Origin of the sequence: Foliimonas ilicis (assembly GCF_039939195.1) — a bacterium.
GTDB lineage: Bacteria > Pseudomonadota > Alphaproteobacteria > Rhizobiales > Rhizobiaceae > Foliimonas > Foliimonas ilicis.
In genome coordinates this window covers 126,763-147,848 of sequence record NZ_JBDUUH010000002.1, presented here as the reverse complement: position 1 = coordinate 147,848, position 21,086 = coordinate 126,763, and the positions used below count along the sequence as shown (strand labels likewise).

Below are 21,086 nucleotides of genomic sequence, written 5' to 3'. Positions count from 1 at the left end.
GGCAAATTGAGACCCGCATGATGCGGTCTGATTGGCGAAAGGGTCCATTAACCTTGTTTGATTAGCAGTTGTTAACGCAAAGCCGGTCCTGAATGCGCCGGCCCGAATCTGAAAATCAGGTGGAATTGCACGATGTATGCCGCAGAAATGATGGGAAAGCGCGCTGTTCCGAAAGGGCTTCGAGGCATTCGCATTCTGTTTGCTGCGCTCTTTACCTGTTTCATATGTGCGTTGGGTGCACATGCTGCAACCATCGAGGCTGTCGATTACAAGATGGCAGGTGATGCAACGCGCATGCGCGTGGTCATCAATTTCGATCAGGAACCGGACGTGAAATGGTTCCTGCTGCGCGGTCCGCACCGTCTGGTCATCGACATGCCCGAAACCAGGGTGAAGTTCGATTCGAAGGATTTGAAAGCGCGGGGCCTCGTGAAGATGGTCCGCTACGGACGCCTTGAGGGGGCAAGCACACGCCTCATCCTGTCGACCAAGGGGCCGTTCAACGTCGAAAAACTGGACGTCATCCAAAACGAGAATTCGGAAGGCTACCGTTTGGTGGCCGACATTGCTGCCGCATCCGAACGCGAATTCGAGGAGGCGCTCGCTGTTCAGTCGCAAACGACCAGTTCGACCGTTTCGGCCGACAAGCACGACAGGGTCGGGCGTCCGGCAAGCGAAGCCGCGCGGCCATTCACCATCGTCATCGATCCCGGCCATGGCGGCATAGATGGCGGTGCGGAAGGACGGAACGGCACCGTTGAAAAGACGATTACGCTGGCCTTTGGCCTCGAACTTAGGAAAAAGCTGGAGTCGATCGGCAAATACAACGTCCAGATGACGCGCGATGGCGACCAGTTTTTGCGTCTTGACGATCGTGTCCGCATTGCCCGCCAGCACGATGCCGATCTCTTCATCTCCATTCATGCCGATACGATCAATGTGAAGGGCCTGCGGGGCGCAACCGTCTACACCGTGTCCGACAGGGCATCCGACGCAGAAGCTGCCGCAACCGCTATCCGCGAAAACCTGTCCGATCAGCTTGCCGGTATTCAGATCGAAGACGAGAACCACGAGGTCGCCGACATTCTGGTCGATCTCATCCGCCGCGAGACACATGGTTTTTCGATCAGGTTTGCGCGTTCGCTCGTCACGGAATTGGCCCAGTCCATCGGCGTCATCAACAATCCGCACCGTTTTGCCGGTTTCCGGGTGCTGAGGGCGCCGGATGTTCCCTCAGTTCTGGTCGAACTCGGCTATCTGTCGAACCCGGAAGATGAAGAGCTTTTACGCAGTTCCGACTGGCGCGAAAAGGCCGCCGACAGCATCGCCAAAGCCATCGGCTCGTTCGCCGCAGCAAAAAGAGGCACTTCTGGTTGAAATCATGGCGTGTTCAGGCAGCGTTGCGTTCGCACAACACCATGTTATAGAAATAGGAATATTCGGCTTGCATCGACTTTAATGCCGCATTTTGCCCACATCGGCGCTACATGGGTGGGCAATTAAGGTTCTGGAAATGACCAAACGGCTTGCGGTCGGCCCTGTTTTTGCAGAGGAATTCCCGAACCATGTACTGGAGCGGGCATGATTCGTCTTATTGGTTATTTTTTCGGGATCGGAACGGCACTGGCATTGCTGGTTGCTGGCGGCGTTGCGATCTATCTTGCGCAACTGTCGAAGGATTTGCCCGATTATGAGGTGCTCGCCAATTACGAGCCGCCGGTAACGACGCGCATCCACGCTTCGGATGGTGCTTTGATGGCCGAATTCGCGCGTGAAAGACGCCTTTATCTGCCCATTCAGGCCATTCCGGACCGTGTGAAAGCCGCGTTCCTTTCAGCCGAAGACAAGAATTTCTACAATCACCCAGGTATCGACATCACCGGTCTTGGCCGCGCGATCATCGTCAATGCGCGCAATATGGGGTCGGGCAGGCGGCCTGTCGGTGCGTCCACCATCACGCAGCAGGTTGCGAAGAACTTCCTTCTCTCATCCGACCAGACCATCGAGCGTAAGGTGCGCGAGATGGTTCTCGCGTTCCGCATCGAGCAGGCCTATTCCAAGGATCGCATTCTCGAACTCTATCTGAACGAGATTTTCTTCGGCCTCGGCTCATATGGTATCGCCGGTGCCGCGCTCACCTATTTCGACAAATCCGTAAACGAACTGACCGTATCCGAAGTGGCTTATCTCGCAGCCTTGCCGCGCGGTCCTTCCAACTACCATCCGTTCCGTCACACCGACCGCGCCATCGAACGCCGCAACTGGGTCGTCGATCAGATGGTCGAGAACGGCTACGTATCACGCGAAGAAGGCGACAAGGCCAAGGCCGAGCCTCTCGGCGTCACGCCGCGCCGTGGCGGCAGCTATCTGTTCGCCGGCGAGTACTTTACCGAAGAGGTCCGCCGCTCGATCATCTCGCGATATGGCGAGAACGCACTTTACGAGGGTGGCCTGTCCGTTCGCACGACCATCGACCCGAAGATGCAGCGCATCGCCCGCAAGGCCATGCAGAACGGTCTGATGAAATACGATACGCTGCGCGGTTATCGCGGGCCGAAGGAAAGCATCGACGCTTCGGGCGATTGGGGCGTTCCGCTCGGCGAGATCAAGGGTCTCGACGATGTGCCCGAATGGCGTCTCGCCGTCGTTCTCGAAAGCTCGGCGCAGGGCCTTTCCATCGGCTTGCAGCCGAAGCGTGAGGCGTCCGGCAGTCTGGTCGAGGAGCGTGAAAAGGGTTTCATCGCCACCGACGATATGAGCTGGGCCATGCGCCACATGGTCGATGGCAAGCGTGTGCGCGCAAATTCGCCGGGCGACGTCGTCAAGGCTGGCGACGTGATCTATGTCGAGAAAAAAGGCGGCTCGGAAACCGATTATCTGTTGCGTCAGCCACCGGAAGTATCCGGCGGCATGGTCGCTATGGATCCGCATACGGGCCGTGTTCTGGCCATGGTCGGCGGCTTCTCGTTCGCGCAGTCGGAGTTCAACCGCGCGACGCAGGCAATGCGTCAGCCGGGCTCGTCCTTCAAGCCGTTCGTCTACGCAGCAGCGCTCGACAATGGCTATACGCCTGCATCCGTCATTATGGACGGGCCGATCACCATCCATATCGGCACGACGAGCTGGTCGCCGAAGAACTATGACGGCAAGGCCGCAGGTCCATCGACCTTGCGCGCCGGTATCGAGCGCTCGCGTAACCTTATGACCGTTCGCCTTGCCAACGACATGGGAATGCCGCTGGTTGCCGAATATGCAGAGCGTTTCGGCGTCTACGACAAGATGCCGCCGCATATCGCAATGTCGCTCGGTTCCGGCGAAACGACCGTCATGCGCATGGTTTCGGCCTATTCGGTCATGGCCAATGGCGGACGTCAGATCAAGCCATCGCTTATCGACCGCATTCAGGACCGCTACGGCAAGACCGTGTTCAAGCATGATGAGCGCGGTTGCGAGGGCTGTGTCGCTACCGATTGGAGCAATCAGGCCGAACCTGAATTGATCGACAATGCCGAGCAGGTGCTCGATCCGATGACCGCCTACCAGATCACCTCGATGATGGAAGGCGTTGTCATTCGCGGAACGGCCACCACCCTGCAGGAACTCAAGCGTCCGATCGCCGGCAAGACCGGAACGACGAATGACGAGAAGGACGCTTGGTTCATGGGCTACACGCCCAATCTGGTCGTCGGCCTCTATGTCGGCTTCGACAAGCCGCAGTCGCTCGGCAAGGGCACGACCGGCGGCGGTCTTTCGGCTCCGATCTTCAAGCAGTTCATTGCCGAGGCGCTCGAAGGCGTCCCGCCCGTCGAATTCAAGGTGCCGGACGGCATGAAGCAGATCGCCATCAACCGCAAAACCGGCATGCAGGCGCGTGAAGGCGAAGCCGGAACGATCATGGAAGCTTTCAAGCCCGGCACCGGCCCGGCTGACAGCTACTGGGTCATCGGCATGGGTGATGAGGAAAGCGGCGGCGGATATGGCGATACGCTCTCTCCGCAGGCCAACAAAGCCATCATCGAAGGCGGCGGCGGCCTCTACTAGTCGAACGGATCGAAATGGCCCCGGCTTTCTTTGGAAAAGCCGGGGCCATTTCACTTTACAGTGGGCGGCACCATCCCTATGGTCCGCGCCGACCGAGAAAAACCTTTCATAAAAACGGAAAATTCGTCCAGCCATGCGCGCGGAAACCCAGAATATTATCGACGAAATCAGGCAGGCCATTGCCCTGCTGAGGAGGCATCTTTGACTGGGATCAGGCGCTAAAACGTCTTGATTACCTGAACATGCGCTCCGAAGATCCAACCCTTTGGAACGACTCGACCGAAGCGCAGAAGCTGATGCGCGAACGCCAGGGCCTTGAAGACAGCACCACCGCCATCAAGGCGCTTTCCCAGTCGCTTGAAGACAATATCGGCCTGATCGAACTCGGCGAGGAAGAGGGCGACGCCGATGTCGTTTCCGAAGCTGAAACGGCAATCCGTTCGCTCGGCGGCGAGATCAAGGCGCGCCAGATCGAAACGCTGCTGTCGGGCGAAGCCGATTCCAACGACACTTACGTCGAAGTGCATGCCGGTGCCGGCGGCACGGAAAGCCAGGATTGGGCTTCCATGCTTCTGCGCATGTATACGCGCTGGGCCGAGCGTCGCCGCTTCAAGGTCGAACTTCTGGAAATCCATGACGGCGAAGAAGCGGGCATCAAATCCGCAACGCTGCTGGTCAAGGGCCACAATGCCTATGGCTGGCTGAAGACCGAATCCGGCGTTCATCGCCTCGTTCGCATTTCGCCTTACGACAGCAATGCGCGTCGTCACACGTCGTTTGCCAGCGTCTGGGTCTACCCGCAGATCGACGACACGATCGACATCGACGTCAACGAGTCCGATGTGCGCATCGACACATATCGCGCATCGGGCGCAGGCGGTCAGCACGTCAACACGACCGATTCCGCGGTGCGCATCACGCATATCGCGACCGGCATCGTCGTTGCCTGTCAGCAAGAGCGTTCGCAGCACAAGAACCGCGCAACCGCATGGAACATGCTGCGCGCCCGTCTCTATGAGGCCGAACTCAAGAAGCGCGAAGAAAAAACCAACGCGGAAGCGGCCTCCAAGACCGACATCGGCTGGGGCCACCAGATCCGCTCCTACGTGCTGCAGCCGTATCAGCTCGTGAAGGATCTGCGCACCGGCGTTGAAAGCACGAACCCGCAAGGCGTGCTTGATGGCGATCTCGACGACTTCATGGAAGCGTCGCTTTCGCAGCGCATCGAGGGCAATTCGTCCGAACCGATAGCCGACATTGATTGATGTTGCATGGCGGAGCTAGAATAGCTCCGCCGTGACAACAAAAAGCCTGTTGCGGCGTTATGCTTTCCTGAATTTCAAAGGAGGCGACGTTGAGTACAGGCGCAGAGCGCAGCCCGGTCATGTTGGGTCTGGGGCAGGGACGAGGCTATGATTGCGGCACGATGACCGCGATCTTCAAGGCCGATGGTCCCGAAACGCAGGATCGTTATTCCGTTTCCGAATGGTGGCTTGATCCCGGTTCGAAAGGGCCGGGCGCGCATTTGCATGAGGAAAATGACGAACTGTTCTTCGTGGTCGAAGGCACGGCCAGCATTTTGGTCGGTGCGACATGGTATGACGCGCCAACCGGCTCCTTCATCATGATCCCGGCAAACACGCTCCACGATTTCGAGAATCGCAGCGAGGCGCGTGCTGGGCTGTTGAATGTCTTCATTCCCGGCGGTTTCGAAAAGAACATGCCGATGATCGTCGATTGGTTCGCACGCGAAAAGTCCGGCACTCAGACGCCGCCCGCTGCTGTGGAACCCGAAGCTGCGATTCTCGAACCGGAGTATCACGAGATTGTGCCGGACGAACCGAAATTCGACGTGGAGGAAGAACTCGTTCTGCTGCCAGAGGAGGAGCCGAACGAGGATGTCCCCGACGATGAGACGGACACGATCGGCGAAATCGTACCGACCAGAAACTGATCTGCACAAATCCTGACAGGTAGCTGTCAGGACCACTGTCATAGTCTGCGGCTACCCAGAAGGAGATGCCCATGAGACTGCAGGGAAGTTGTCATTGCAAGGCGACGGTGTTCGAAGTCGCCGAGGTGCCGGAGCAGGTCGTTCGATGCACCTGCTCGATCTGCTCCAAGCGCGGCGCCTTATGGGCTTATTATCCGGTTGCGGATTTCCATCTCCAGACGCTGCAGGAAAACGTCGCGACCTATCGCTGGCAGACAAAAGCGGTGAAACACAATTTTTGCGGCATTTGCGGGTGCACGACTTTTACCGAAACCCCCGATTGGTCGACCGGTACTGCGAACTACGACAACCCGCAAATCGCCGTCAATGCGCGCCTGTTCGACGACTTCGATCTCGATGGGGTCGAGGTGACGACGATCGACGGTAAAAACCTCTGGTAAACCTTGCGAAAACGAACCTCTGAAAGCAATCGTGAGGGACTGCGCCTTTCCGTTCCGGTTTTCGCCGTATTTTGTGTTAGAAGCGGCTAAAGGGACCGTTGGGATTCGCTTTTTTCAGTCCTGGAGCGAGTTTTTTAAAGAGGGATGATCGCATGAAGAAACAATTGATCGCCGTTATCGCGGCGACCGCAATGGTAAGCGCCTGCACGACCGATCCATATACGGGCGAGCAGAAGGTATCGAACACGGCTGGTGGTGCTGCACTCGGTGCCGGTCTCGGCGCTCTTGCAGGCCTCGCAGTCGGCGGAAGCAAGAATGCTCAGCGCAATGCCGTTCTCATCGGTGCAGGCGTTGGCGCACTCGCAGGCGGTGCGGTCGGCGGCTATATGGACCAGCAGGAATCCGAACTGCGCCAGCAGCTTCAGGGCACCGGCGTCAGCGTCACACGCGCAGGCGATCAGATCATCCTCAACATGCCGTCCAACATCACCTTCGGCACCGATCAGGATCAGGTCTCGTCAGGCTTCTATCAGACTCTGAATTCGGTCGCCCTGGTGGTGAAGAAGTTCAACCGCACGCTGGTCGATGTCTACGGGCACACCGATTCCACCGGCAGCGAATCCTACAATTTCGATCTGTCGCAGCGCCGCGCGCTTTCGGTGGCGAATTATCTGAACTCGCAGGGCATCGATCCACGCCGCTTCGCCGTCACTGGCTTCGGCCCGTCGCGTCCGGTCGCATCGAATGCCACCGAGGCAGGCAAGGCGCAGAACCGCCGCGTGGAAATCCAGCTTTCCCCGCTCACCTGATCGACAGCTTTTCGCAAAACAAAAAGCCCCGCAATTGCGGGGCTTTTTTGTAGCAACAGGAGTGCGCGCCAGACTCTTCTAAATCGCCGGTGTCACGCGTTGCGCGACAGCGCCGAGGATGCCGAGCAAGCTGATAACGAGGGCGATGTAGTTCAGCTTGGAGGCGGCATAGTTCGCGACCGCCGCTGGCCCGCGCAAGATGCGCACGGCGTAGTAGATCACCGAATGAACGATGTAGAAAAAGACGGCTGGCCCGAAAAACAACCGGCCAACTGCCTCACCCCAATTTCCATCAGTCGCCATCCTGGCGGCGAGTGGCGCGTTAAGCAGAACTGCAACGGTGAGAAGAACGGCAAAGCAGATAGCTTGATGCATGAAATCACCTACTACAAAACCGGGATCTAGCGCTTTGAGGCGCAGCAAGCTTTAGACAGATTGTCCGCCCGATTAAAGCGCTCCAGGAAATTTTGCAAAAAAGAAAACCGCTCACAATGTTGCAAGCGGTTCAAGATCGTTATCTGATCTGATTAGAGGCTGGCCGCAAATGCGGCGCCTTAAACGCGTGCGGCGATCTTCATGAAGGCTGGCACATCGTCGCCGAAACCAACGACATTGTTGTCGTCGTCATGATCGCGGCGATGGCGGTTCGGGCGATTGTCACGGCCGCTATCATGTGCCGGTGCCGGCTTCTTGCGGTCGTTGTTGTCGGCCTGGACAGGCTGCTTGCGCTCGCGCTTGGGCTCGACTTCGACCGGTGCTGCTTCTGCGGCCACCGCTTCGACTGCCGCTTCCGGCTTTTCACGACGTTCGGGTCTACCTGAGCGCTTCTTGTCGCCTTTTCCGCCGCGTGCGCGTTCGCGTCCATGCCTCGGCGCAGACTCTTCCTCGGTAGCGGCGGGCAGGGTGGAGAGGTCGCCATCATGCCACTCGATCGTCTTGCCGATCAGTTTTTCGATAGCGTCCAGATATTTCTGATCCGATTTGGTGACCAGCGTGAACGACTTGCCCGAACGGCCTGCACGACCGGTGCGACCGATGCGGTGGACATAATCTTCGGCGTGGATCGGTATATCGTAATTGAATACGTGGCTGACGTCTGGAATATCCAGTCCGCGCGCCGCGACGTCGGACGCCACCAGCAGCTTCAGCTTTCCTTCGCGGAAACCGGCGAGCATCGCCATGCGGGCGCGCTGGTCCATGTCGCCATGCAATGCACCGGCGTCGAAATCGTGCTTGATCAGCGAGCGGAAAAGCTCCGACACGTCCACCTTGCGGTTGCAGAAGATGATAGCGTTCTTGATTTCGGCGTCTTCGGCATTGATAAGATCGCGGAGAACCGCGCGCTTGTCCCAAGGCTTGGACTTGGCTTTCACGAGCCGCTGCTGGACGGTGATCGCGGTGCTTGCTGCCTTGGCAACTTCAACCCGAACCGGTGCGTGCAGGAACTGCTCCGTCAGTTTGGTGATTTCCGGCGGCATGGTCGCCGAAAAGAAAAGCGTCTGGCGCGTGAACGGGATCAGCTTGCAGATGCGCTCGATGTCGGGAATGAAACCCATGTCGAGCATGCGGTCTGCCTCGTCGATGACGAGGATTTCGACGGCCGACAGCAAAAGCTTTCCGCGCTCGAAATGGTCGAGCAGGCGGCCGGGCGTTGCGATGAGAACGTCTGCGCCGCGTTCCAGCTTCTTTTCCTGTTCGTCGAACGAAACGCCGCCGATCAGAAGCGCCATGTTGAGGCGGTGGTTCTTGCCGTATTTGACGAAGTTTTCTTCGACCTGCGCAGCGAGTTCGCGCGTCGGTTCGAGAATGAGGGTGCGCGGCATGCGGGCACGTGCGCGGCCTTTTTCAAGGCGGGTCAGCATCGGCAGAACGAAGGAGGCTGTCTTGCCGGTGCCTGTCTGGGCTATGCCGAGCACATCCTTGCCCAGCAATGCATGGGGAATTGCGCCTGCCTGAATGGGAGTGGGCACTGTGTAGCCCGCATCCGTTACGGCAGAAAGAACCTTGGGGGAAAGACCAAGATCTGCAAAGGTCAACGCTTCTTGAACGGTGTCGATGTCTGACAAGTGTTTCGGCTGCTTTGGCTGGTTCGTGGGCGCGACGATCAAAATCGTCACGGCAGGCGCCCCGCGCCCGCTGGAATGTTCTTGGCGATAAGGTTCATGGCGCGATTTGTCAACAGAAGCCTAGCGAAACGGCCCGATTCCACCATCAATACTATGTGTGCCAGCCGGTTTTCCAAGTTTTCGATTGCCGGCGAGCAAGTTGAGGCTCGCTTTCTCTAGTACCGGAACTGCTCCGTCAGGATGCGTTCGTTCCATGAATGGCTGGCATCGAAGAGCAGCGTGGCGGTTTCATGCGGAGACTCCCGGATCGTCACCGAAACGATTGATTTCGCTTCTGTAAAGTCGGCCGCGGCATTCACGGGGCGCTTGTTGGCTTCCAATATATCGAATTGCACGACCGCTTTGTTGGGTATCAGCGCGCCGCGCCAGCGCCGCGGCCTGAACGGGCTGACGGGCGTCAACGCAAGCAGGGGGGCATCCAGCGGTATGATCGGGCCATGCGCTGAAAGATTATAAGCGGTCGAGCCCGCAGGCGTCGCCACCATCACGCCGTCGCAGACGAGTTCGTCGAGCCGCACCTTGCCGTCGATGGTGATCCGGAATTTCGCTGTCTGGTACGACTGGCGCCAAAGCGCGACTTCGTTGATCGCCAAAGCATGGACCGTGCCGCCATCGGCATTCGTCGCCGTCATTTCCAAGGGCCGGATGGTCTCGGAGGAAGCGTCGCGCAGCCGCTCAACCAGACCGTTTTCCTTATACTCGTTGAGAAGAAAGCCGATCGTCCCCTTGTTCATGCCATAAACGGGCTTGCCGGTGCCCATCGTTTCGCGCAGCGTCTGAAGCAGAAAACCGTCGCCGCCCAGCGCCACCACGACATCGGCCTCGGCGATCGGCGTGTCGCCATACAATTCCCGCAGCCTGCTTGCCGCCTGCTTGGCGTCGTCCGTGTCGGAACTGGTGAAGGCGAAACTCTTTAGGTCCAGGCTCATGCAGCGTCTCTGTATGGATCGCGGGTCTGTAGTGCGTGCGATGGCGTATCACGCCTACCGAGGGATGCAAAGTTGACCCGGCATCATGACTTATCCACTTTCAACGCGACATTTGGCTTTACTGACGCGGCAAATATGGTAACGGAGGCCAATGCCCTTGTAGCTCAGTTGGTAGAGCACCTGATTTGTAATCAGGGGGTCGGCGGTTCGAGTCCGTCCGGGGGCACCAGCAAAATCAAGCACTTAGCGAAGTTTCTCTCTGATTTCATGTTGCGCCATGTTGCAAATGAAAGTCACGGAAAATCACGGTTTTATGATCATGCGTGGCGACTCGACGCGACATGAACGCAACATAGGAGGGGGGTATCGATAAACTCGCTATAGCAGGGTTTCATGCGGAAACAGCGATCAAGATGATAGCTACTGAGTGCCATCCATTCAGCACTCACATGGTGGTAATGGCTTGTTCCGAACTCACCGGAACTATTGCCAAGCAGCGAGGCGTAGGCTTACCGCTGTCCTTCGACCATCTGATCCGCAAAGACCGCTTAGCTGAATGGCGAAGGGCGACAGTTCAAGCTTACAATTTTTTCAAACACGCTGATCGCGATCCGTCGGCGATTATGACCACTGACGATGTCGAAAGAATCGAGGTCTTGAATGATCTAACGATGCTGGCGAACATTTCACACTTGCATACACTGGGCTGTAATCTGGACCCGGCGTTTTCGACTTTTTCCATGGGCATTACATTGATCTATCCCGACGTGATGGACTGGAAAGGGCTTGATGAAGCCTTTCCAGACATCGCTGCTGCGCGTCTGAACCTTGGAAACCCCTCTCGGAAAACACTTTTGCAAGCCATGCGGTACGCTTTGATTAAACGAGGGTTCCTTCCAGATGATCGCGACTTGCTGGTCTTCAGTTGATCACTTGTGTTCGCCTCAAGGTTGCGCCAATTTAGCATTGGGTTTGGAGGAAATTTCATGAAAATGCTTTTCGTGGCAGTCACAGCGCTGCTTGCAACGCCGGCGGTGGCCGATGCAGTTGATAGCGCCTATGCGCTTTGCCGGGTGGTAGATGCAACGGGGCTGGGCAGCGCTCCGTGCGAGGTATCTGGCTGGAACGGAACAGTCACGGCAACGATGGATATGAACAGCGGCGAGGCTCGGGACGTCTGCCCCAAGATCGCGAACATGATGCGAGAAAAGGGCCAGCGATTTTCAGGCCGCCAATGGACCTTCCAGATCAAGTCTCCGTACAGCGGTGACAACAGCATTGCCTACTGCAATTTGCCCCAGTGATGCATATTCTGCGCCATTTTTACATGAGCGCCGGGACGCCCGACGCGCACCGAGTTGCCTATGAAAGGGCGGCCTCGTTTCACAGCTTTTGGTTCATCATCATCGAAAGCGCGATCATTCTTGGCGCTCTGTCTGCCGCTGCTGACGCGTTATCGTCGGCGACACTTTGGACCGTTTATGCTGTCAGTTATATTGCGCTCGGCTTGTATATTCTCACGGCAGTCCAGTTTGCGTTGAGCTTGGTGGCTGAGCGTTTTGATTGGAATACGGGTGCAATTCATACCCGCATCAGAACAGCGATCGGATGGATTGTTGGTATGTCCATTCCTTATGTTCTGTCCCCGCTAGTGGCAGAGCTGATCCGCGCCGGGATCACCTCACCTTGATTTAGACACCCCCTAATTGGGGTCTATCCAATTGTGGAGCGACCCTAAGCCGCCCTCGCAAAGAGGTAATCGAATACCGGCGCTTGCTCAGCCTATGCTTCTCAACGAGGCGAGTTTCGTGCGCCAATGAATGGCACCGCCAGCGCTACCGACAAAATTCTGGGACGTTATCGGTGACGAGTTTGCGCCGGCTTTCATCTCTGTCTTTTCGAAGGCCGCTCTGACAAACGCGTTCCTGATCACCGACGAAACTCGAAAGACGGGCACATGCTGATACTCCGGGTACGTACGTGCCATGATGCATTATCCTTTCTTTTTGAACATTTTGTGTTTATGTGTAAACCATAACAATTGACTATGATCAACAGTAAATGTTTACAAATAAGCAAAAAATGTTTATGTGATCTTTCTGAATGAGGAAATGCGTTTTGCAAGCGAACCAAATCCGTGCCGCTAGAGCCCTGCTGAACTGGTCTCAAAAAGACTTGGTAGAAAAATCAGCCTTATCACTCACAACCATCAGACGTATGGAAGATGAAGGCATAGGTCCAGACCGCAGCTCTGCAGGTAACGTCACTACCGTCCGCCGGAAGCTGGAAGAGGCTGGTGTGGTGTTTCAGGCAGCGGGCGAGAATGCTGATGGTGGGCCGGGGGTGAGGCTAAAAGGATGATGGAAACTCTCTCCGCTCTTTTGACGCCAACTTTAGCAACTGCCGTTGCTATCATCGCTTTTATGCAGTGGCGTACCGCCCATCATCGCGTGATGCTCGATTTGTTCGATCGGCGAATGGAAATCTACGATCAAACAATGGCCCTGATGCGCGAGGTCCTACATCGTGGTGATCGCATCCCAGGGCACGAAGCATCCGAATTCCATAAAACGCGAAATAAAGCCAAGTTTCTGTTCGGTGACGATGTTAATGGCGAACTGAAGGACTGGCATGAAGCTCTAATCAATATGTCGGTATCCCGCGAGGTGATCGATATGAACGCTGGCGATCGCACGGAGCACCAAGCCAAAATCGCGGAATCTTTGAAAAAGCTCTTACGTTTCAGAGACCGGATTCCGGAAATCTTCGCTCCGTATCTCCGCATGGATCAAAAACGCGTTCTCACGCCGCTGGAGTGGCTCCGAGAACGAAACCGGGTGCGCTTGACATACAGCGACAAACGTTAGCGAGAAGACCATTTATCAATACCAATGGGGGCAATGTATGATGGCGATATTAGTGAAATCCATCAAAGTTGTATTGGTTTTGGCGGCTGCGGTGGTCGCGCTTGGGATCGGTATCCTATTCATTTTTTCGCAGTCGGCTTCAAACGCTAAAGCTACTCACGCCGGGTGCGAGATGCTGATCATCGAAAAGCAGATCGAGGCCAACCGAGAGCGAGATTACCGCCGTGCGTGCATGCGGAGCCGCGGTTACTCGATGTTGCTGAGCTGCCACATTGGCGGCCATACGTCGCCCTCCTGCTTTACGCCGACTTGGATATTTTGGGTAGACAGCCTTTAAGGGGAAGAGCATGTCAGCGCTTACTATCGTTTCCAACGAGCTTCCAGCCATTTCAGACCTGTCCGTTGAGGCTGTTGATTACGGCCGTGCAGCGCTGTCGGAGAACACCATGCGCGCCTATCAGAGTGATTGGGTTGCGTTTCAGACATGGTGTACTGCTCGTGGCCGCCCATCGCTTCCGGCCTCGCCTGCCACTGTTGCCAACTTCGCTTCAATGCTGGCAGACGGCGGCAAGCGCGTCCCAACAATCGCTCGGAAACTTGCTGCGATCCGCTTCTTCCATCGTGGGGCGGGAATGGATAATCCGACTGACAACGCCGGCGTGTCTGCGATCCTCAAAGGCATCCGCCGCACGGTGGGCATAGCGCCTCGTCAGAAGGCACCGGCCACCGCCGACGTTATCCATGCCATTTTGGCACACGTTCCGCGCGACACGATGATAGGCAAGCGGGATCGCGCCCTTCTGTTGCTCGGATTTGCCGGCGCATTCCGTCGTTCCGAACTCGTTGGTATCACGTTCGATGATCTCACCTTCAACGACAACGGCGTCGATGTATTCCTTGGCCGCTCCAAGACGGATCAGGAGGGCAAAGGCCAGTCGGTGGCGATACTCAACGGGAAAGCTCTCATGCCCGTCCAGCGGCTTGAGGAGTGGCTGCAAGCGGCCGCGATTACCGAAGGGCCTATCTTCCGCCGGATCAGCCGTGGCGGTCGGGCGATGGACGATGCGTTGACCGCGCAATCCGTCGCGCTGATCATCAAACGATACGCGAAAGAAGCCGGGCTTGACGGGACAAAGCTCTCTGGCCATTCGTTGCGTGCAGGATTTATCACGTCGGCCGCAGAAAACCGAGCTTCGATCAGTCGCATTATGGAAGTGAGCCGCCATCGCGATCCACGCTCAGTCGAAACATATGTTCGACGCGCCGATCGGTACAACGATCACGCTGGCGATGGGTTTTTGTAGTGTCAAAGCGAACGAGAAATATTCCGGAGTGGAAAGCACTTGCGGTACTGCCGAACGTGAGAGTGATCAATCCAGTCGGAACGGACAGTTTCGCGCTCACAGCATCATCGGATAGCCGAGTTGATCAATGTGTCACTTTCCATCCCAAGCTCGGGAGCTTTTTGAAACGTTTCACGGCCAGTCATGGAGAAAAACTCGAGCCAGGCGTCCTAATATGTAGGCATGACGCGCCAGAGGAAATATTAACGGCAGACGCAGTAGCGGGTTTCCGAGACGCAATCGTCGCTTGCGTTGTGCCGGGTACTCACTCTGATATTATTGTGAACCGAGCTCAATTGCGGATCGCGTATTCTGACACGTTCATGATTTACCCATGGATGCTCGACAAGTTTGGAAAATGGGCCACAGCGCGAACGCCGGCCCTACTCGCCACTCACACCGTGTCCCGTTTCAGGGGAATGTCTGCCCCGGGAATGTCGGTTGGGCGCTTGGCCACGACGGATGTAGATCAACATCTATTTCGAGAACTCTCCAAACGATGGCAAAAACGGTTTTCCGTATCGGAACCGGACTGGGCTGAAATTGCGCTGTTTCGTTCGCTAAATGTCGCCAACGCCGCTGCATCTTTGCCGGGCGGTACAGAAGCAACAATTCACGATTTTGGACGAGGTATCGCTTTGTGGGTTAGTGCGTTTGAAATTCTCGTCCATCCCGGACCCAGCGGTCAAGCAAACAAAGCGAGAGTTCTTGACCTTATCGCACTTGCGCCGTGGCGATACCGAAATCTGACGGAGCTTGTTCACAAGGTCCAGATGAGCCGCAGTAGCAGTCGTATGGTGGCGGCGCCCGGTTTCTTATACGATCAACTTTATCGCGCGCGAAACCGCTTTTTGCACGGTGAGCCGGTCGATTGGACCGATCTTCACTCCTCCACGGGCCATCCTCTGCTGGGCGTCGCGCCAATTCTATTCAGTATGGCGTTGCGAGCATTTCTCGGAATCGGCAGCTCTCCAGAAATTCCAGATGACAAGCGCGAATTTTCTGTCGAGGACCTCGCGGAGGCACTCTGCCAATCAATGGAGATCAACGAAATGCCTAATCTGTTTGGATCGGCAGTGCTCGCTGTGCAGCAGACACCTGATCAGTTGGAAGAAGAGCGTCGCTCTCGCAGACGCCGTCGTCGGTAGCGATAAACGTCATTCTCGTTGATCTCCAACACCTGTTTCGAGGTGCAGAATCCCACGAGCGCGCCGGTTAAAGAATTCCGCACGTTTGGGCACGTCTGGGGATGTGTTGGCTTGTCGGCCTCTGACCCCTCTGATCTAACTGCGTGGAGGCGGCAGGGGAGCAGAAGTGGAATGGAAAGTAATTTCGAGGCGTTCAATCAAGTCGTCGGGCTGATATTCGATCAGCTATATCGGAAGTTTCCTATCGCGGTGGAAATCGACCACGACGAAATCGCTGAAAAACTGGGCATAGCGATCTTGCCCTACGATCCGCCGTCAATGGTGATCACCATTCGAACAAAGATCTACGGTGAAATTGCTCCTTCCACGAACATGGAAGACTTCGTCAACGAGGCTATCGAGTTTCTTGCTGTGGAAGGTTTTCTCCAAAGAGACGGATATTCCATTCGCCTATCGGCCAAAGCCCTCACATTGCTGAATGCACCGCTGCCTGGGCTTGAAAAGCCTGCAGGGGCTCAGATCGTGGAGATATCCAAGAACGTCGGCACAGCGGCCGGCAAGGCCGCTATTGGTGAGATCGTAGGCCAAGTGATCGGCGCTGCCGCTCGAGGTTTCTGGGGCAGTTGAGGCTATGCGCCCTTACTCGACAGGTATCCCGAGCCTGCGGAAATAGCGCACGACGTCAGAGTGCTGTCGATCATCCTGACGCAAGAGGTCTAACGCATTATGGTCGCCATCGAGCACCATGGCTAATCCTGGGGCGCTAATTCGCAACGGCGCTCCGAGCATTGTCTGATTTGCCAGCGCGAATTGCTTCACCAGACGCCTGAGAGTGTCTTCGGACAGCCGGTAGTCTTTTTCGAACACAGCTAGTGCCTGCTTCACGGTCACCGCTTCCGCACGCGGAATCCACAATGGCCGTAGCCGTTCACCTGTAGCCGAACCTGTTTTGGCAGGTCGTTCACTAATTGCGAACGCCTTGGCGGATGTCATGACGCCCTCGCACGAATCAACCAGCTTTCCCGCATAGCCTCGACCGCCTGACCAGCAGTTAGCCCAAACTCTCGCTTGAGATACGGCACCAGCGGCTGCGGCTTCTTCTCGTCTGGTGTGACGGCGAGCCACTTGGCTGCGGTTTGAACATTGTCAGTTTCGCCGGTCATGCTGTCCTCCGCATATCGGTGACGATATTACCGCCCGTCTGCGGGCGTGGAACCTTGTAAATCGTTTCCATCGCTGCTTTGCGAATAAGCGCCGGCATCGCATCAACCACGTTTGAAGGCCGCGTGTCGGCCCAAGCGAACAGATTAAGTTGACCGGTCATGCCGCACCTCGCATTTCCTGAGTTTCACGTTTCCACTCAATTACGTCACAAGGGAACAGCGCTTCTCGCATCAGACGTTGCAGCGCAGTTTCCATGCGATGTCCGGGAACACCGATCTCAATCAGAAACCGTCTGCTTTCCTCTAGGCTCGGACGAGGAGCATACGCTTCTTCTGACGTTTCAAACGAACTCCCAGAGCCAAGTTCTTCTTCCTCAGTGCTAAATTTTCCTGCTTCTGGTCCTAGGTCCTTATCCTGTTCCTTATCCTTCTCCTTGCTTCGAAGGGGCTCCGAAGCCCCTTGCAAGGCCCTTTCGTATTCTTCCAAGATTGGCTGATCTCGCAGATGGAATATCTCGCGGTAGTGTCCGTAAAAACCTAATGTAATCTGACAGATAGGAAGGGCTGCTAGTTGTTTGGAAACAGCTAAGACACGGTTGTCCTTCGGGCTTAAGCGCGGTGCAATCTGGGTAGCTGCCATTTCATGCACCCAGACTATTTCTGCCTCTTCGTCGTAGGTGGCTATGCCGGCTTCGCACACCCTTCGAAGCCCCTTCGAAGCCCCTTCCAAGGGGCTCCCCAATTCGTAGGCGAGATACATGAGCGGCAGCGGATATATCCCGATCATCGTGGAATGAGAGCTGGTCGTTAGGTGGTAATGGACAGCGATTGCATCCACGTCGCCGCGCAGTTTCTTTATATCGGTTTGCCAGACCGAAGGCGGTATAGTCGCAAAACTCCTCATTCAGATTTTCCTTCTGTCCTTAGCCAGTTCGCCCATCGCCCGCGATATCTCGAGGTGAGCGATGGCACGCTGCTGCGCATCATTTGAACGGCGCAGCAGCGTGACGGCGCGGCGCATGAGGATGGATGCCATGACGGCGTGGTACAATCTCACACGACGCCTCCAAGCTCTTTGAATACTTCGATGCCCAACGGATCGCCGCAGTGTGCCTTATGCTCTGCCGCTTCAAATAGAGTGATTCCGGCTGGCACATCCTCAAACAGAGGCATGTAGCGTTCTTTGATCAGGTTATTCTCGTAACTGAACACTATCGCCCGCTCGTCTAGAATGCCCGCGGCGTCCTCAATGGCGGCTTCAACATCATTGCCCGACGCGTCCGGAGCGATGCGCGCCAAGTAGTCGAGGAGTACGAGAAAGCCTTTTCCTCGCAGTTCCTTTGGGGTGTTGAGGATGCCATCAACCAGCATCCGGTGCTGTTCGCCTTTTTTCATGATTGCACATCCTTCCTGTCAGGCCCGGCCACGATCATCACAAACCGAGATTTGTGATCAATCTTAACCCGCCAGATTCCGCCGTGGATTTCCTGCATCTGTCGCTGAAGACTGTTCGTAGTGTGCACAACACGCGCTCTGGCGCGCTCACCAGCTTCGATGGCATCGGTTAGAAGGACCTGAACTGCTGTCGCCTTGCTTTGCGAAGTGGGCCGGCTCATGACGCGATCCTCCGGCCGGGCTTGTCGGCGTCCGCGATCTGCGCCGTCTGGACCTTCTCTACGAGGGTGAGGACTTCACCGACCTGCTCTTTCATCTGCCCCAAAAGCCAAGAGATCGAGCTACAGGTTTTATTGGTCACTTCCCCATCCGATAGGATGATGCCGCAGACGGCCAGCGTCTCGATGATGGTGTACATCTGGTCGATGTGGCGTTCGGTAATTGCGGGCGCGCTCATACTAGCCCCTCCGCGATCCAGCCCTTTTCGCCAAAGAAGTGGGATTCGTAGGCTATCCGCTCGATAGGGATGAACAGGCCGGGACGGACTTCTTCCTGTATCCTGCGCAGCGCTTCGGCGCGAAATCCGTGGGCACCACCGTAAACTTGTATCCGACAATCGGCGGGCGCCATTTCGCGTATGGCTTGGAAGAACTCGCCCCAGTGATGGACGGCTCGTTCCTTCGCGCAGGCTTGAGCAACGGCAGGGACGGCAACGCTCGCCCCGACAGATGCTGCGATTGTCCCGCGCAAAAAGAGCCTGCGGGTGAAGCTTGCCGCCCCGGCAGAAGCCGTGCTATCTACGTGACTGTTCATTTTCTGATCCTTCTCGGGATTTGGAGAACACAAGCTCGGTGAGGTGGCAGCCTCCCGAGCTTTTTCTTTTGCGGAGGTCATGCGGCGTCCTCCATGAAGAACGCGGTCAGCTTTGACCGCGATGCGACCCAGCGATCACCCACCTGCTTTGCCGGAAGCTTCCCTGTCGAGAGCATGTGATGCGCCTGCTGATAGTTGCGCCCGATCAGATTGCCGATCGCTTCCACGCCCCAGATAAGGTCGAGCTGCTCATTGTCATTCCTGTCCATTTTTCTACCTTCGTTAACCAGTTTGAACGATGAGTGTTGAATGTGCGTCATCGGTGTGGCATGACATGTGTGTCATACGTGCGGCATAGCTGTCAACGGTAAAGTGTGTCATTGGTGGGGCATGGCTAGAGAAGATTTACATTTCCGTCTCCGGATCCCGGAGGACCTGAAGAAGCGCATCGAGGCTATCGCCGATTTTAACGGGCGGAGCATGACGGCTGAGATAGTTGCTCGGCTGGAGACGAGCTTGAACGAAGAACGGCGCGATAGAGTTGATGCTGCAATGCGGGAACAACTCAGCTTGGATCTGGCCTACGAACGAGGTCGTTCGGCTTCGCTTGAGAACAGCCTCAACATTTTCATGCGCCGGCTTGTGGGCAGCGAGGCCGACACGTCAGGCCTCCTCGAAAAGATTCTCGAGGACATCCGTAAAGCTTCGCCCCCAAGGGGGGAAGGGTGAGAAATGTCCATCCGCAAGCGCACGTGGACGAACGCCAAGGGCGATGAAAAAACCGCTTGGGTTGTCGATTACGTCGATGGCAAGGGCAAGCGCCGGCTGAAAACCTTTGCGAAAAAGAAGGATGCCGATCAGTTCGCGGCAACCGCAAGCGTCGAGGTCCGCGAGGGAACGCACCTTGCCGACCGGGACACAGCGACGGTCGAGGTTGCGGGCAATCTGTGGATAACCTCGTCCAAGGCGTCGGGCTTGGAGCGGTCCTCGGTCGAGGACTATGAGCGCACCTTGCGCCTGCACATCGTCCCGTTTATCGGACCGGCCAAGCTTAACTCCCTAACGACTGCCAGATTGCGCGCCTACGAAGACGAATTGCGGGAGGCGGGGCGATCGGCCTCGATGATCCGGCGAGTGATGACGACACTGGGAACACTCCTTGCCGACGCGCAGGAACGTGGCCTCGTCGTCAGGAACGCAGCGCGTGAGATGCAGGCAAGGCGAGGGCAGGGCGCAAATCGACAAGAGAAACGCCACAAGGGCCGCTTGAAGGTCGGAGTGGACATTCCGACGCGTGAGGACATCAAGGCGCTGGTAGGCTCTCTGTCTGGCCGCTGGCGTCCCTTGCTGCTGACAGCCATCTTTACCGGCCTTCGTGCCTCAGAGCTTCGCGGCCTGCGCTGGCAGGACGTAGATATTGAGCGGAAGCAGATACGTGTGCATCAGCGCGCAGACCGCTTCAACGACATCGGAAAGCCGAAGTCGATTTCTGGAGAGCGCACGGTGCCGACGCCTCCGCTTGTCATAAATTCTCTGCGGGAATGGAAACTCCAATGTCCGAAGCGCAGCACAGGTAAGCTGGACGCTGATGGCAAACCGATCAAGGTGTTCGATCTGGTGTTTCCAAACGGGACAGGGAACGTTGAAGGCTTGAACAATATCCTTCGTCGTGGCCTACATCCGGCGTGGATCGCTGCTGGACTGAGCACGGACATCGGCGAGATTGATCAAGATGGCAAGCCGATCCTTGCCGCAAAATACACCGGCCTGCATTGCCTACGTCACTGGTTTGCGTCGTGGTGCATCAATCGCCGTGAGGATGGCGGCCTTGGTCTGCCTCCCAAGGTCGTGCAGGAGCGCATGGGTCACTCCACAATCGCAATGACGATGGACACCTACGGACACCTGTTTCCGCGCAATGATGATGGTTCGGAACTGGCTGCCGCTGCCGATCTGGTACTCGCCGACGCGACATAAACGCGACATGGAAAGCGCAACCCCTTGCGTTGCAAGGTGCCGGTCATGATTTGTAATCAGGGGGTCGGCGGTTCGAGTCCG

At 56.6% G+C, this 21,086-nt stretch carries 29 protein-coding genes and 1 tRNA gene; 17 read left to right on the top strand and 13 right to left on the bottom strand.

All coding sequences use genetic code 11. From position 1 onward, the window contains the following. The first annotated feature begins 132 nt into the window (after window positions 1-132). The 6 genes from ABFT80_RS06200 to ABFT80_RS06175 all read left to right on the top strand — a co-directional run bounded on the left by ABFT80_RS06200 (window position 133) and on the right by ABFT80_RS06175 (window position 7,244). Window positions 133-1,377, top strand: a complete 1,245-nt coding sequence (locus ABFT80_RS06200) for an N-acetylmuramoyl-L-alanine amidase (protein ID WP_347971008.1) — start codon at window positions 133-135, stop codon at window positions 1,375-1,377. A gap of 204 nt (window positions 1,378-1,581) precedes the next feature. After that, a complete protein-coding gene (locus ABFT80_RS06195; RefSeq protein WP_347971007.1) occupies window positions 1,582-4,041 on the top strand; it encodes a penicillin-binding protein 1A in 2,460 nt (819 codons plus the stop codon). Between the two features lie 133 nt (window positions 4,042-4,174). Beyond that, window positions 4,175-5,306, top strand: a protein-coding gene (gene prfB / locus ABFT80_RS06190) for a peptide chain release factor 2 (protein WP_347971006.1) whose coding sequence is annotated in 2 segments (ribosomal slippage) — window positions 4,175-4,240 and window positions 4,242-5,306 — 1,131 coding nt in all. Because the reading frame shifts where the segments join, the coding sequence is not laid out codon by codon here. 89 nt (window positions 5,307-5,395) lie between these two features. Then, window positions 5,396-5,995, top strand: a complete 600-nt coding sequence (locus ABFT80_RS06185; protein ID WP_347971005.1) for a cupin domain-containing protein — start codon at window positions 5,396-5,398, stop codon at window positions 5,993-5,995. A 71-nt stretch (window positions 5,996-6,066) separates the two neighbouring features. Next, the gene (locus tag ABFT80_RS06180) at window positions 6,067-6,435 is read left to right on the top strand and encodes a GFA family protein (protein ID WP_347971004.1); all 369 of its coding nucleotides are present in this window, start codon (window positions 6,067-6,069) and stop codon (window positions 6,433-6,435) included. Window positions 6,436-6,587: 152 nt separating this feature from the next. Next, the gene (locus tag ABFT80_RS06175; protein ID WP_347971003.1) at window positions 6,588-7,244 is read left to right on the top strand and encodes an OmpA family protein; all 657 of its coding nucleotides are present in this window, start codon (window positions 6,588-6,590) and stop codon (window positions 7,242-7,244) included. Between the two features lie 78 nt (window positions 7,245-7,322). Here the strand turns inward: ABFT80_RS06175 and ABFT80_RS06170 are convergent, their stop codons facing one another. The 3 genes from ABFT80_RS06170 to ABFT80_RS06160 all read right to left on the bottom strand — a co-directional run bounded on the left by ABFT80_RS06170 (window position 7,323) and on the right by ABFT80_RS06160 (window position 10,299). Next, the gene (locus ABFT80_RS06170) at window positions 7,323-7,619 is read right to left on the bottom strand and encodes a hypothetical protein (RefSeq protein WP_347971002.1); all 297 of its coding nucleotides are present in this window, start codon (window positions 7,617-7,619) and stop codon (window positions 7,323-7,325) included. A gap of 179 nt (window positions 7,620-7,798) precedes the next feature. Continuing rightward, a complete protein-coding gene (locus ABFT80_RS06165; RefSeq protein WP_347971383.1) occupies window positions 7,799-9,280 on the bottom strand; it encodes a DEAD/DEAH box helicase in 1,482 nt (493 codons plus the stop codon). Window positions 9,281-9,525: 245 nt separating this feature from the next. Next, the gene (locus ABFT80_RS06160; protein ID WP_347971001.1) at window positions 9,526-10,299 is read right to left on the bottom strand and encodes an NAD kinase; all 774 of its coding nucleotides are present in this window, start codon (window positions 10,297-10,299) and stop codon (window positions 9,526-9,528) included. Between the two features lie 153 nt (window positions 10,300-10,452). Between ABFT80_RS06160 and ABFT80_RS06155 the strand changes: the two genes are divergently transcribed. From ABFT80_RS06155 to ABFT80_RS06115, 9 genes are all read left to right on the top strand, one after another. Then, window positions 10,453-10,528, top strand: a tRNA-Thr gene (locus ABFT80_RS06155). Window positions 10,529-10,712: 184 nt separating this feature from the next. Beyond that, window positions 10,713-11,228: a hypothetical protein gene (locus tag ABFT80_RS06150; protein WP_347971000.1), complete on the top strand. Its 516-nt coding sequence runs from the start codon at window positions 10,713-10,715 to the stop codon at window positions 11,226-11,228. Window positions 11,229-11,285: 57 nt separating this feature from the next. Beyond that, complete coding sequence (locus tag ABFT80_RS06145; RefSeq protein ID WP_347970999.1) at window positions 11,286-11,603, top strand: hypothetical protein; 318 nt, start codon at window positions 11,286-11,288, stop codon at window positions 11,601-11,603. Then, the gene (locus ABFT80_RS06140; protein WP_347970998.1) at window positions 11,600-11,989 is read left to right on the top strand and encodes a hypothetical protein; all 390 of its coding nucleotides are present in this window, start codon (window positions 11,600-11,602) and stop codon (window positions 11,987-11,989) included. The genes ABFT80_RS06145 and ABFT80_RS06140 overlap by 4 nt, the downstream gene beginning before the upstream one ends. A 667-nt stretch (window positions 11,990-12,656) precedes the next feature. Continuing rightward, window positions 12,657-13,166, top strand: a complete 510-nt coding sequence (locus ABFT80_RS06135; RefSeq protein WP_347970997.1) for a hypothetical protein — start codon at window positions 12,657-12,659, stop codon at window positions 13,164-13,166. Window positions 13,167-13,203: 37 nt separating this feature from the next. Then, entirely contained in the window at window positions 13,204-13,503 is a 300-nt protein-coding gene (locus tag ABFT80_RS06130; RefSeq protein ID WP_347970996.1) for a hypothetical protein, read from the top strand. A gap of 10 nt (window positions 13,504-13,513) precedes the next feature. Continuing rightward, complete coding sequence (locus ABFT80_RS06125; protein ID WP_347970995.1) at window positions 13,514-14,470, top strand: site-specific integrase; 957 nt, start codon at window positions 13,514-13,516, stop codon at window positions 14,468-14,470. Between the two features lie 488 nt (window positions 14,471-14,958). Next, a complete protein-coding gene (locus ABFT80_RS06120) occupies window positions 14,959-15,657 on the top strand; it encodes a hypothetical protein (protein WP_347970994.1) in 699 nt (232 codons plus the stop codon). A 171-nt stretch (window positions 15,658-15,828) separates the two neighbouring features. After that, window positions 15,829-16,284, top strand: coding sequence for a hypothetical protein (locus ABFT80_RS06115; protein ID WP_347970993.1), 456 nt, complete (start codon window positions 15,829-15,831; stop codon window positions 16,282-16,284). A 12-nt stretch (window positions 16,285-16,296) separates the two neighbouring features. On the opposite strand, the gene ABFT80_RS06110 is transcribed toward ABFT80_RS06115, so the two are convergent. The 10 genes from ABFT80_RS06110 to ABFT80_RS06065 are packed head-to-tail and all read right to left on the bottom strand — an operon-like array spanning window position 16,297 to window position 19,297. Beyond that, complete coding sequence (locus ABFT80_RS06110) at window positions 16,297-16,650, bottom strand: hypothetical protein (protein WP_347970992.1); 354 nt, start codon at window positions 16,648-16,650, stop codon at window positions 16,297-16,299. Next, the gene (locus tag ABFT80_RS06105) at window positions 16,647-16,820 is read right to left on the bottom strand and encodes a hypothetical protein (protein ID WP_347970991.1); all 174 of its coding nucleotides are present in this window, start codon (window positions 16,818-16,820) and stop codon (window positions 16,647-16,649) included. The genes ABFT80_RS06110 and ABFT80_RS06105 overlap by 4 nt, the downstream gene beginning before the upstream one ends. After that, on the bottom strand, window positions 16,817-16,981 hold the full coding sequence (locus ABFT80_RS06100; RefSeq protein ID WP_347970990.1) for a hypothetical protein: 165 nt from the start codon (window positions 16,979-16,981) through the stop codon (window positions 16,817-16,819). The genes ABFT80_RS06105 and ABFT80_RS06100 overlap by 4 nt, the downstream gene beginning before the upstream one ends. Next, window positions 16,978-17,724 carry a hypothetical protein gene (locus tag ABFT80_RS06095; RefSeq protein WP_347970989.1) on the bottom strand — a complete coding sequence of 249 codons (747 nt, stop codon included), beginning with the start codon at window positions 17,722-17,724 and terminating at the stop codon, window positions 16,978-16,980. The genes ABFT80_RS06100 and ABFT80_RS06095 overlap by 4 nt, the downstream gene beginning before the upstream one ends. Then, the gene (locus ABFT80_RS06090) at window positions 17,725-17,877 is read right to left on the bottom strand and encodes a hypothetical protein (protein ID WP_347970988.1); all 153 of its coding nucleotides are present in this window, start codon (window positions 17,875-17,877) and stop codon (window positions 17,725-17,727) included. After that, window positions 17,874-18,215, bottom strand: coding sequence for a hypothetical protein (locus ABFT80_RS06085; protein ID WP_347970987.1), 342 nt, complete (start codon window positions 18,213-18,215; stop codon window positions 17,874-17,876). Before ABFT80_RS06085 ends, ABFT80_RS06090 begins: the two co-directional genes overlap by 4 nt. Beyond that, the gene (locus ABFT80_RS06080) at window positions 18,212-18,436 is read right to left on the bottom strand and encodes a hypothetical protein (RefSeq protein ID WP_347970986.1); all 225 of its coding nucleotides are present in this window, start codon (window positions 18,434-18,436) and stop codon (window positions 18,212-18,214) included. Before ABFT80_RS06080 ends, ABFT80_RS06085 begins: the two co-directional genes overlap by 4 nt. After that, on the bottom strand, window positions 18,433-18,672 hold the full coding sequence (locus ABFT80_RS06075) for a hypothetical protein (protein ID WP_347970985.1): 240 nt from the start codon (window positions 18,670-18,672) through the stop codon (window positions 18,433-18,435). The genes ABFT80_RS06080 and ABFT80_RS06075 overlap by 4 nt, the downstream gene beginning before the upstream one ends. Next, window positions 18,669-19,109: a hypothetical protein gene (locus ABFT80_RS06070; RefSeq protein WP_347970984.1), complete on the bottom strand. Its 441-nt coding sequence runs from the start codon at window positions 19,107-19,109 to the stop codon at window positions 18,669-18,671. The genes ABFT80_RS06075 and ABFT80_RS06070 overlap by 4 nt, the downstream gene beginning before the upstream one ends. Continuing rightward, window positions 19,106-19,297, bottom strand: coding sequence for a hypothetical protein (locus ABFT80_RS06065; RefSeq protein ID WP_347970983.1), 192 nt, complete (start codon window positions 19,295-19,297; stop codon window positions 19,106-19,108). Before ABFT80_RS06065 ends, ABFT80_RS06070 begins: the two co-directional genes overlap by 4 nt. Before the next feature lie 121 nt (window positions 19,298-19,418). Here ABFT80_RS06065 and ABFT80_RS06060 point away from each other — a divergent pair, with 121 nt between their 5' ends. Next, window positions 19,419-19,757, top strand: a complete 339-nt coding sequence (locus ABFT80_RS06060; protein WP_347970982.1) for an Arc family DNA-binding protein — start codon at window positions 19,419-19,421, stop codon at window positions 19,755-19,757. Between the two features lie 3 nt (window positions 19,758-19,760). Next, complete coding sequence (locus ABFT80_RS06055) at window positions 19,761-21,005, top strand: tyrosine-type recombinase/integrase (RefSeq protein ID WP_347970981.1); 1,245 nt, start codon at window positions 19,761-19,763, stop codon at window positions 21,003-21,005. The last annotated feature ends 81 nt before the right edge of the window (window positions 21,006-21,086 follow it).